The sequence below is a fragment of the Grimontia marina genome, from assembly GCF_900060185.1.
In the GTDB taxonomy this organism is placed as follows: Bacteria; Pseudomonadota; Gammaproteobacteria; order Enterobacterales; family Vibrionaceae; genus Enterovibrio; species Enterovibrio marinus.
In genome coordinates this window covers 44,619-54,844 of the sequence record NZ_FIZY01000036.1, presented here as the reverse complement: position 1 = coordinate 54,844, position 10,226 = coordinate 44,619, and the positions used below count along the sequence as shown (strand labels likewise).

Below are 10,226 nucleotides of genomic sequence, written 5' to 3'. Positions count from 1 at the left end.
AGATGCTTTATTAGACAGGCTGGTCCACAACAGCCACCGCATAGAGCTGGGCGGAGAATCTATGAGAAAACTGGTGCAATCCGATCACTTAGCGTAAAAATAGGAAGAGAGAAAAACGGCAGGATCAGGTGATCGGAATAAACCGAAACGAGCGATCGCAATCACCGAAATACGCAGCGGGGTACTGATAAAAGATAACAATAGATAACACGCATGGTTTTAAGAGCTTCTGATAGGGGACTGTTGATGGTTAGGTCCGGCTTATATCCGGCAAAGTGAGCACCCCTTTAACTTAGTCAACATCAAGCGGCAAACAATCCCTTTTCAAGCAAACAACGTTTCATACGTTGTTGAACTTCCCCCCCATCATTTAGTGTCTCGTCAATACTTTTACTATGTAATGAGACAAAGGAATGGCTTTGCTCGGAGCACTTTTTATTGGTTTCTCACTAGCAATTTTAGGCTCGGGAGGCGCCATTATTACAATACCGGTGCTGGTGTACGGTACAGGAATGCCAGAAAAAGAAGCGATTATGTCATCCCTAATTGTGGTTGGTGTCCTTAGCCTCTTATCTTCTTTGAAGAATCCTTTCACCAAAAACATCAACATTCGTCTCCTGCTGGCCTTCGGTGTACCTAGTGTTCTGGGCGCTTATTTGGGCGCTGATGCAGCAGTCGACGCACCTGTCATAACACAACTGATTGTCCTGTCTTTTTTCATGTATATCGCGGGGGGAAAAATGCTTTTCTCTACCCGAACGCCAAAGATAAAGCAAACACCAACCACCCTCTTTCCGATATTTATCGTTGGTGGTTTCGTCGGATTCTTAACGGGTTTCGTAGGGGTCGGCGGTGGATTTCTCATTGTACCAGCATTGATTTTGGCAGCTGGCTTACAGTTCGATGAAGCACTCGCAACAAGCCTAATACTCATTACCCTCAATGCCATTTTTGGCCTGACTGGTTATCTGACATCTTCCCCAGACCAGTTCTTCGCACTTCGTTGGGCAGATTTAACTCAGGTCATTCTTTTAGGCGCTATCGGCGTGTTGTTTGGAGGCAGGCTTCGCACTTTCTTTCCCCAAACATACATGACTCGTTTATTTGGAGCGCTCCTAATGATCATTTCTACCGTTTTTGTATTCAATCAAATATTGTGAAAGGAAAAACCTATGCTCTTAACCAGTCAGCAATTCGTCGATGTTATTAAAGAAAAAATCATAGAGATATCACCAAAGCAACTCAGCGAAAGTGCTGACGAAGTAGTTCTCATTGATGTGCGAGAGCCCCAAGAATTAGAGGGTGGAATTATCTCCAACTCGTATCCTATTCCCAGAGGAACACTGGAAATGAATATCATTGCATACCTCGTCGACACCTTAAAAGTAGAAGATGTTTCTAACGCCCCTATTGTTCTCTACTGTCGTTCAGGTGCACGCTCAGCTTTAGCAACAGAATCTTTGAAGAGAATGGGCTTCAACAATGTGAGCTCACTAAAGGGAGGCATTACCCAGTGGTCTTCCGCGGGATATCCATTGGTGGAGCAAAGTTAATGGGTTCACTCCAGCCATTCTTTGTGGGCTTTTTCAGCATCACCAAGATAATCTAAGATCCAGTTCACTGCTGGATTTTCTTTGTCTGACCGCCAAGCAATACAACATGGGCTTTTTGCGGGTGGTTCCACTAACGTTTTTTCTATTAATTCACCATTTTCGAGGTACGGTTTAGCCATGTGTGAAGGCATGGCCCCAATGCCAAGACCAGAACGAAAACACTGAATCGCACTGTGCCAGTTAGGTACAGTGAGGCGACGCTGATTGTCGAGCAGCCAGGTAGCACGTTTGGGAAGAATGCGGGAGGTGTCTTCAAGACAAATTGCAGGGTAAGCCAGCAGTTGTTCATGTCTGAGAGGTTCAGGTTCTGCCACTAGAGGGTGGTCTTTCGAAACCACAAACCGCCAGGTGAGGATGCCCATATCACGATAGCTCAGGTTTCCGCTGACTGGTACCGCAGCAGTTGCCCCAATGGCTATGTCCGCCCTGTCATAAGCCAGAGCATCCCATACGCCATTGAACACTTCCATCGTCAGCAGTAATTCCACGTCAGGGAAAGCATCGTAGAAGTCCCGAACCAATGAATCGACACGATCTTCACGCACCACGTTATCAAGCGCCAGAGAAACGCTTCGCGTCCAACCGTTGGCGACACGCTGGGTTTGATCGCGAATATCATCCATCCGTTTGATCAAGTCTCTAGCCTGTTGCACAAAGAACTCGCCAGCGGGCGTGAGTTTGACTGAGCGGTGTAATCGCTCAAATAAATTCACAGCAAGCTTCTCTTCCATCTGTCTGACGGTATAGCTCACCGCACTAGGAACTTTGTGCAATTCTTCGGCTGCAGTAGAAAAGCTGCCACGGCGTGCAACAGCATCGATAACTTGCAGATCTTGATAAGAAAACATACGAATCAAATTTTTTGATAGCAGTGTGGAAATTTTAGCGTTTCACAGTGCTTTTCGCTAGCAGTAGACTGCGCGCATATTGCAACAACGTATAAGTAAAATGAAAAATACTGTTCCTATGACAACAATGATTTGGTTTGCTGGCCTGAGCATGCTCGGTTTTCTGGCGACTGATATGTACCTGCCCGCTTTTGAAAACATCCGCCTTGAGATGGGTACAACTCAATCCATGATTGGCCTGTCGCTAACCGTGTTCCTGTTGGGCATGGCGCTGGGCCAAGTCGTTTATGGTCCGCTCTCTGACCGTATCGGCCGCATCAAAGTGCTGGTTGGCGGTATGGCGCTGTTCAGTGCTGCCACAGCTGCCTGTTTTATGGCTGAAAGCATTGAAGTATTCTTGGCCGCACGTTTTGTCCAGGCGCTGGGAGCATGTTCTGCTTCTGTGATCTGGCAAGCGGTAGTTATCGACCGTTACGACAGCAAAACGTCACAGCGCGTATTTGCCACTATCATGCCGTTGGTCGCTCTATCCCCTGCCCTTGCACCATTGGCAGGTGCGGCACTGGAATCTCAGTTTGGCTGGCGAAGCATTTTCATCGCGCTGGTTGCTCTGGGCGCCATGCTGGTTATCGCTACTTTACGTCAGACTGAGAGTGCGCCAGTGGTAAGCAGCGACGAGAAGCTGGGTGCAAAACTGGTTGGTGATTACAAGAACATCATTAGCTCGCGCAAGTTTGTTGGCAATATGCTGGTATTCGCCGGCTGTTCTGCAGCATTCTTTGCATGGCTGACAGGTTCTCCATTCGTAATGACGGAAATGGGTTACAGCGGTGCTGATATCGGTATGAGCTATGTACCTCAGACCATCGCTTTCATCGTAGGCGGTTACAGCTGTCGCGCGTTGCTGAACAAGTTTGATAGCTCTACCATGCTTCCGTGGTTTGTTGGGCTCTTTATCGCCAGTGTTTCTGTTATTTTCGTGGTGTCTTGGCAGAGCGACCTGACCACCATATGGCCTGTACTGATCCCATTCTGTTTCATGGCAGCAGCAAACGGGGCAATTTACCCAATCGTGGTGAACAAAGCACTGGAAGAATTCAAATCCTGTAGCGCGACAGCAGCAGGTCTGCTGAACTTCCTACAGACGATGATCTGTTTCGTAGCAAGTGCCGTGGTATCTGCATTGGCATTCCAAGGTCTGTTGACGGTATCAGCGGTGATGATGGGTGCTGGTGCAAGTGTGTTGCTGGGCCTGATGTTGAGCTGGAACGCTAACCGCGTAGCGATTGAAGACTCGCCGCAGGCGGCTTAATGACTGGCTAAAGCCGCAATTTTTCGCGGCTTTAGCCATCAATTCGTTGCCCGACCGCCATAATCACCCGAATGTCTCCCATACTAAATGGGTTCGACAAAGACACCATTTTGAGACTCGCATTTTCGTAGGCTTCTTCAATCTCATTCGCTGAAAATCCAACGCCCGAGTCACTACTCTTCTCCCAGTCCCACTGAACAAGAACACCTTTATCGGAAAGCAACATGGTCAGCAACGCAATGGTTTCAGGATAATCAGGAACAAACGCGAGTGAAGAGGAAGCAACAATCACGTCAAACCGTTTTTTTGCTTGCCGGCATCCACGCACAAAAGCCTCGTCGACAATACCCACGATAGTGACTACGTTAGAAAGCGCTTTCCCATCTAGAACGGCGATCATCCTTGATGCAGGATCTATGGCCGTAACAGATGCGACTTCTGGAGAGAGCTTTTCCGTGAGAAGGCCCGTACCACAGCCGAAGTCTAAAACATCTGCATCCTTGATATTGATCAGTTCGCAAAGGGAGCTGAAAGCTTTCTCTGAATACACTATGACCGCTTCATTTTCGTCCCACCCTGCGGCCAAATCATCCCAGCTTTCGCTCATTTCTCTTCCCTTATATCGTGATCAATGAACGTAAATGGTATGGCATTTTGTAAAATGAATCCATTTCAACATGACACAAAGCATTAAAAACCCAACACTTTACTACATAATAAATTTCAACTTTATTCTCTTTGTTGAATATGAGAAGCACAAAGCCCGCATCTGCGGGCTTTGGAAATGACTCGCTAAAATAACTTCAGCGGGCTACCACAGTAGCCTCTCCCATTGCTCCACCAAACTTGTACAGGTTAGGGAACACCGTATTCAATGCTGCATTGTTCAGCCCTAACCATTTAACCACATGTGCTGCATACTGTTCGTGCGAAATCTTAGGGATGAAGCGCCCCTCTCCGTTGTCATCCTGTCCACCTCGGGTGAAATCTGGATATGTACCGAAGCATGTGCTCGAGGTTGTACCTCCACCAAACAGGAAGTGACCACCACCCCATCCATGATCAGTGCCATTACGTGAGTTATCGTGCATAGTGCGACCAAACTCTGACAAGGTGCAGGTCAATACACTGTCTTCCAACCCCTCTTCCTCAAGCGAGGTGTAAAACGCGGCAATACCCTCTGCAAACTCTTTCATTAGCTCGTCCTGGCGACGCACCTGATTATCATGAGTGTCAAAACCACCGAGTGTCACATAGAACACTTGTCGGTTATGACCTAGCATCCGCGCCCCCTCAATCATTTGCTTAACCGCGCGAAGTTGCATGCCAAGACTGGTAGCAGGAATGCGCTTGTCCATTGGAATGGACGCGACGATCGGGCTCATTTGATCTTGTGCGTACATCGCTTGCTTCACTACGTCTGCATAGCCTGCAGTCAGTGGCGAATCGTAGTATTGATTCGCGTTATTTTCGTAGCTCGATCGCATCGCGGCGTTCTGAAGCATATTTAATGACTCAAAGCCATTTCTGTTAACGAAGATTTTGTCGGTGTTGTATGCATCTAACAGACTATTCGGACCTGTATAGAACGCATTCGGCATGCCACCGTTGCTTCGAGAAAGAACATCCATAGACATCCCCAACCAGCCATTTTCGCTATAGCCCTGTCCCATCCAGCTGTGCTGCCAGACTTCTTGCTGTTTGTTGTGCGCAAAAAGGAATGGAGGCAGGTCAGCACGGTTAGATACAATGTCGCTTTGTGTGACAGGAGCCAACAGTGGACCTACGTTGATCGCAAAATTCGCTTTGCCTCTTTCGAACAAGCGCATGAGTGGAGTCATACTCTTATGTAGGCCAAATCGTGCGCCATTAGCATCTTTGATGTGCAAAGGGTTTACCATACTTTGCGAAACAACGATCGAATAACGAGATGATGCGTATTTATTGTAATTGCAACTGTCTAAAGGCAGCACCTGATGGAAAAAATCGTTACCACCAGCCAGAAATACACAAACAAGTGCTTTGTAGTCTTCTGCGCCATTTGCTTTTACGCTAAAGCTCATTGGTGCGGCCACCGTCGCGCCCGCTGCACCGAGAGATTTAATGAAATGTCTTCTTGTCAGTTTCATGCGCGGTTCTCCTGAACATGGAAATAAGGTGATGCCAGAGCAATAAACAATAAACGCTGTACCCATTTACCAGGATTAAGATCCATGCCGTTGTATTGTTTATAAAGTGATTCCTTCAGTGAATAAGGCATCTCACCATTAAAAAAGCGTTCTGATGTTGTCTGTACGAAACCTTCAATATCCTTTTTAGCAATCAATGCCTTAAAGTCTTCCACATCGATATAAAGCTCTTTTCTAAGTGGTGAATTAAGGTTTTGAAGATTCAGGCGGAGAAGTCCATAAATAAAGTTGTGAACATAAATAATATGCGACCAATCGACAATCTGTAGCTCTGGAGCAACAAGGCCATTGTCTTTCACCACACCTTTTGGTGAATAATCCGGAAGGTAAAAATTAAATACAGATGGTGAACCCAGCGGATATTGATTACAGGTTTTTAAGTAAACCAAATCTGTTTCCACCACTTCACTTCCACCGCCTGGTTTAACATCCAGCGCGCGATAGATTGCAACCAAAGACAGCCAAGGCTCTCGAACTTTACTCATGTTCGATGGTGGCGCAGAGTAGACTTCGGGGTCAGTTAGGATTGCCCACACAACCGCTTTAAGGTCACCCGTCACACCCATACCGTTATCAAGGAACACCTCAGCTACTCGTCGCACATAGTCTGGTGACGGGTTAGAGGTGGTCATGCGTTGAATAAGGCCATGACAGATATTTGGAGCGGTAGACGGATGATGCAGTAACAGTTCGATGACCTTATCCATTTCCTGCTCTGCTGGCATATCTTTAGGGAATCGATGAGCCATGACCCATTTTTCACCGCGGTCATGATCAGCACTTTTGTTCACCATCGGGTGCATTAGTGCATCATCACTGTGGTTCCAACCGGTGAAGACCCTCGCCAATTCCTGAATGTCTTTTTCCGTATAGCAAGGAATCGGTTTTCCTTTGCCATCAAGGAAGAATGTACCATCAAGATCACGCTGATAAAGCCCAATTGAAAAGAGCTGCATGATCTCACGGGCATAGTTTTCATCAGGACGGCGGGCACTCACCGAGTCCCCTTTCATGTTGCCAACCATAGATAGGTACTGCCCCATTACAGGTGACAGTGACACATCTTTCAGCAAATCACGATAGTTACCAAACGCATGCTGGCAAAGCAGATCGTTGTAGTTTGCTATTGCCGGTGCGTGGTTCGCAAGGTTCGAGTCTTGGTCTGAAGCAACAAAGATTTGGGAGAGCGCATAGGCGACACGCTGTCGCAGTTGGTCTTTCGAGTTAAACGCGATATCCAGCCAGGCTCTAACACGGGTTGCCTTAGATGGCATCTTACCGTAGCCCTGCGCCTCAAATTGCTTATGGCATTGCTCTAAGTGGGATGTCGCTGGCAGAGAAACTTGTTCGTCATACCAATCTTTAGCGCGTTTATTTATCAGACTGTTTGCTTCGCCTTTCTTTGGACCAAATGTCGCTAGGTCAAGCCAGCGCGATGCATGAGAAAAAGAATCAAATTGCATATCGAATACCCTCAAGTTGCCCGGGCAATCTTGAACGTCACTCATGATGAAACGACTCTTTTTAAGACCACCCGACACACAAATGAGAATATTCATATTTTTCTAATCGAAGAAAGTTAGTGAAATAAAAATGGATCAACACTTCAATAATTAAATAAGTCCAGATATTGACACGCACATTTACTTGTATTTTTACAGATGGATGGGGTAAGTGATAATATTCTTGAGGACAGAATATCCTAACATACAGTGAAATTATTACTAAATATCAATCATTTCCGACATGAAATAAGATGTAAAATCTCCCGACATTCATTCTAATTTCTTCATCATTCGGTGTTCACTGATAACCACCACCAATAATTTGTAATGATAATTAAAGTCTAATTAGGCTTAAATAATATTTGTTGCACAGGAGGGCCAGGGAGCAGTGGTGTATGTGCATTGTTGATGTAAGATTCAAAGCCTTCACGATAAAAAGGCGATAATGGATGACCACTCTGCCCACCTGGAAGCGTTAAAACACCATTGATTTCATCCCCCGGCTGAACAATCAGACGCTGAGAAGCGCCAAAAGTTCGCCCTTGTACTGCTGGCATAAAGCGATCACCAAACCCTTGCACTGACGGCATATCGAGAATATTACCAAGAACAGGGAGCTGACGGCTGAATGGATGCTGAACCTTTAGTTGGTTTACCTCTCCCCATTTCAGTGCTTGGAGGGAGCCATTAGCATGCCCTGTCATTTCGATCATCAGGCTTTCACGCATCTCAAGGTAAAGTGCCACGAGAAACTTATTCCAGTCACCTACCTCACTCGGCACCCAAGATTCGGGGCGGTCCGAGACTAACTGCCATAGGGCTGGCTCAATTTGTCGTTCAATCAGGGAGAGTGATAGGTGCTGTTCCTCGAGTTTGGTTTCCAGCGGCGCAAACAGTTTATCAATCAGTGCATCACGGTACTTTCGGACTAAGGTATAGCCGACAGAATCTTCGCAGGCACAATTATGCCAGTCATTAAGTACTTTAATATCTTCTTGGAACAGCAAAGTATCCTGCTCCAACACCCCCAGTAACAATCCATGCCATCGCTGGAGAAAAATGGCTTCGTTGTCTAGCTGAATCGCGTAGAAGTCTTCGATGTCGAAGGTGGCTTTCTCCATAAGACGCTGTTTAATCTGGGCGCTTCTCGCACCAAGTGCATAACCCCCATTCCCGAAACGCTTATCTTTTTTAGCACCCACTACCCTGCTGTTGCCCGTCCATATCCTTCCCGATTTTGGGTTCACAACATAAGGAACATCCTTTGCACTTTGCAGCCAACGCTTATCATATCTATTTGAAGGTTCAGGTCGTGCGAATGGCTCCCTCCTGTCTGGGAGGGCTCCTGTAGCTTGCCAGGCAATGTTTCCTGCAGAATCCGCCAGCACCATATTTTGTAGCGGAATCCCTGTCGTTTTGCTGGTATCAAGCGCCTGCTGTACCGTTGTTGTCTGTTCAAGCTTCATCAAGTTGAGGTTGACGGCGTAGTCACGGTGTGCAACCCAACTCAACGCATATTTTTGTCCGTTGATAACACGGACTGGACCAAATTCGCTCTGCTCCAGCAAATACTTATGTTCTCCCTCCTTGAGGGGAATGGTTTCTGTTTCCAGTGTGGTTTTATCTTTCGGGTTTAAGCGATACCAATCTGCTGTATCCATATAACCATTGGTGAACCCCCAGGCAACATGACCATTGGAACCCACCACAATCGCAGGTGCCCCGGGTAAACTGACACCCGTTATCTGCAACAAATCATCACCAGATTGGATATTTAACTGGGTGCGATACCAGATAACAGGAACAGCCAGCCCAAGGTGCATGTCATCTGACAGCATGGCTTTACCATTGCGCGTTAATGAGCCTTCCACTGCCCAGTTATTGCTTCCAACAGCAATAGACTTTTCTATCTCGACGCGCTGAGATGTCTCCAACAAAGAAGAAGGTAGTTCGGGAACAGGCTTTGACTTTATCTTAATTATGGAACCATCCAAGGCAGCCTGAAACGGTGAGGGCTGGAGCAGGAACTCAGCGATATCATCCCCGAATTGATGGTACAGGGCATCTGTTAGCAAATCCCTTTCGAGGCTTCTTCCTTGTAAATCCAGATACATGCTGAATATCGCCAGCAGTGAATCTTCCGGCTTCCAAGGTAAAGGCTGGGTCTTGGTAACCAAATATTCAAAGGGTGGCACGGAGAGCTGTGCCAGCGCATCATTCACACCGTTGGAATATATCTCAAGCTCCCGCTGGTCCGCTTCGGGTAGTCGCTTAAGCGTATCTTCGCTTCTTTTACGAAACTGATGGAACCGGCGATTTTCATCAACTGGGAGCGCAGCTTCTCCAAATAGTGCTGAAAGTTCACCTGCAGCGTTTCTGCGCAATAAATCCATCTGAAAGAACCTGTCCTGCCCGTGGGCAAAGCCTAACGCATAAGAGGCATCGGATCGATTCTGGGCGATGATGATTGCTGTGCCCAAGTCATCACGCTGAAGATAAGTGGTTTGATCTATGCTGTCGGTAGAAGTACTGCCAGATAAGGCTGGAAGGCTGAGCGTAAGCGCGCCGTAAAATACAGCTGTCGAGAGTAGCGCTAGCAAGATAGCACTGTAGATGACAAATTTAATTGCCTTAAGCATCAGTCTTCCATGATTCCTTTGTTATACGACATGCCGTCGGTGCTGACTGGTTTATTAGACTTAATGTACGGTGTTTTCATGTATATATTGTCATTTCAACACATTGAGAGCGCCTAAAAA

The 10,226-nt window shown here is 46.8% G+C and carries 9 protein-coding genes; 4 read left to right on the top strand and 5 right to left on the bottom strand.

The features are described from left to right. The 3 genes from GMA8713_RS27405 to GMA8713_RS17265 form a co-directional block, all read left to right on the top strand. A partial coding sequence (locus GMA8713_RS27405) for an ATP-binding protein (protein WP_062713704.1) occupies positions 1-97 on the top strand: 97 nt, incomplete at its 5' end. 316 nt (positions 98-413) lie between these two features. Then, a complete protein-coding gene (locus GMA8713_RS17270) occupies positions 414-1,160 on the top strand; it encodes a sulfite exporter TauE/SafE family protein (protein ID WP_062712646.1) in 747 nt (248 codons plus the stop codon). Positions 1,161-1,172: 12 nt separating this feature from the next. Beyond that, entirely contained in the window at positions 1,173-1,553 is a 381-nt protein-coding gene (locus GMA8713_RS17265; protein ID WP_062712644.1) for a rhodanese-like domain-containing protein, read from the top strand. Between the two features lie 5 nt (positions 1,554-1,558). Here the strand turns inward: GMA8713_RS17265 and punR are convergent, their stop codons facing one another. After that, positions 1,559-2,461 carry a DNA-binding transcriptional activator PunR gene (gene punR / locus GMA8713_RS17260; RefSeq protein WP_062712643.1) on the bottom strand — a complete coding sequence of 301 codons (903 nt, stop codon included), beginning with the start codon at positions 2,459-2,461 and terminating at the stop codon, positions 1,559-1,561. A 100-nt stretch (positions 2,462-2,561) separates the two neighbouring features. Between punR and punC the strand changes: the two genes are divergently transcribed. Then, positions 2,562-3,773: a purine nucleoside transporter PunC gene (punC, locus tag GMA8713_RS17255; RefSeq protein ID WP_062712641.1), complete on the top strand. Its 1,212-nt coding sequence runs from the start codon at positions 2,562-2,564 to the stop codon at positions 3,771-3,773. 31 nt (positions 3,774-3,804) lie between these two features. Here the strand turns inward: punC and GMA8713_RS17250 are convergent, their stop codons facing one another. From GMA8713_RS17250 to GMA8713_RS17235, 4 genes are all read right to left on the bottom strand, one after another. Next, the gene (locus GMA8713_RS17250; protein ID WP_062712639.1) at positions 3,805-4,380 is read right to left on the bottom strand and encodes a class I SAM-dependent DNA methyltransferase; all 576 of its coding nucleotides are present in this window, start codon (positions 4,378-4,380) and stop codon (positions 3,805-3,807) included. 196 nt (positions 4,381-4,576) lie between these two features. Further along, positions 4,577-5,902 (bottom strand): DUF1501 domain-containing protein, encoded by a 1,326-nt coding sequence (locus GMA8713_RS17245; RefSeq protein ID WP_062712637.1) that lies wholly within the window; start codon positions 5,900-5,902, stop codon positions 4,577-4,579. Next, positions 5,899-7,470, bottom strand: a complete 1,572-nt coding sequence (locus tag GMA8713_RS17240; protein WP_232314467.1) for a DUF1800 domain-containing protein — start codon at positions 7,468-7,470, stop codon at positions 5,899-5,901. The genes GMA8713_RS17245 and GMA8713_RS17240 overlap by 4 nt, the downstream gene beginning before the upstream one ends. 338 nt (positions 7,471-7,808) lie before the next feature. After that, positions 7,809-10,106 (bottom strand): penicillin acylase family protein, encoded by a 2,298-nt coding sequence (locus GMA8713_RS17235; RefSeq protein ID WP_062712635.1) that lies wholly within the window; start codon positions 10,104-10,106, stop codon positions 7,809-7,811. Between the last annotated feature and the right edge of the window lie 120 nt (positions 10,107-10,226).

Bases quoted from the DNA above. Each gene is read 5' to 3' on its own strand.
- GMA8713_RS17240 (WP_232314467.1), bottom strand. From the start codon at position 7,470: ATGAGTGACGTTCAAGATTGCCCGGGCAACTTGAGGGTATTCGATATG.
- punR (WP_062712643.1), bottom strand. From the start codon at position 2,461: ATGTTTTCTTATCAAGATCTGCAAGTTATCGATGCTGTTGCACGCCGT.
- GMA8713_RS17235 (WP_062712635.1), bottom strand. From the start codon at position 10,106: ATGCTTAAGGCAATTAAATTTGTCATCTACAGTGCTATCTTGCTAGCG.
- GMA8713_RS17250 (WP_062712639.1), bottom strand. From the start codon at position 4,380: ATGAGCGAAAGCTGGGATGATTTGGCCGCAGGGTGGGACGAAAATGAA.
- GMA8713_RS17245 (WP_062712637.1), bottom strand. From the start codon at position 5,902: ATGAAACTGACAAGAAGACATTTCATTAAATCTCTCGGTGCAGCGGGC.
- GMA8713_RS17265 (WP_062712644.1), top strand. From the start codon at position 1,173: ATGCTCTTAACCAGTCAGCAATTCGTCGATGTTATTAAAGAAAAAATC.
- punC (WP_062712641.1), top strand. From the start codon at position 2,562: ATGAAAAATACTGTTCCTATGACAACAATGATTTGGTTTGCTGGCCTG.
- GMA8713_RS17270 (WP_062712646.1), top strand. From the start codon at position 414: ATGGCTTTGCTCGGAGCACTTTTTATTGGTTTCTCACTAGCAATTTTA.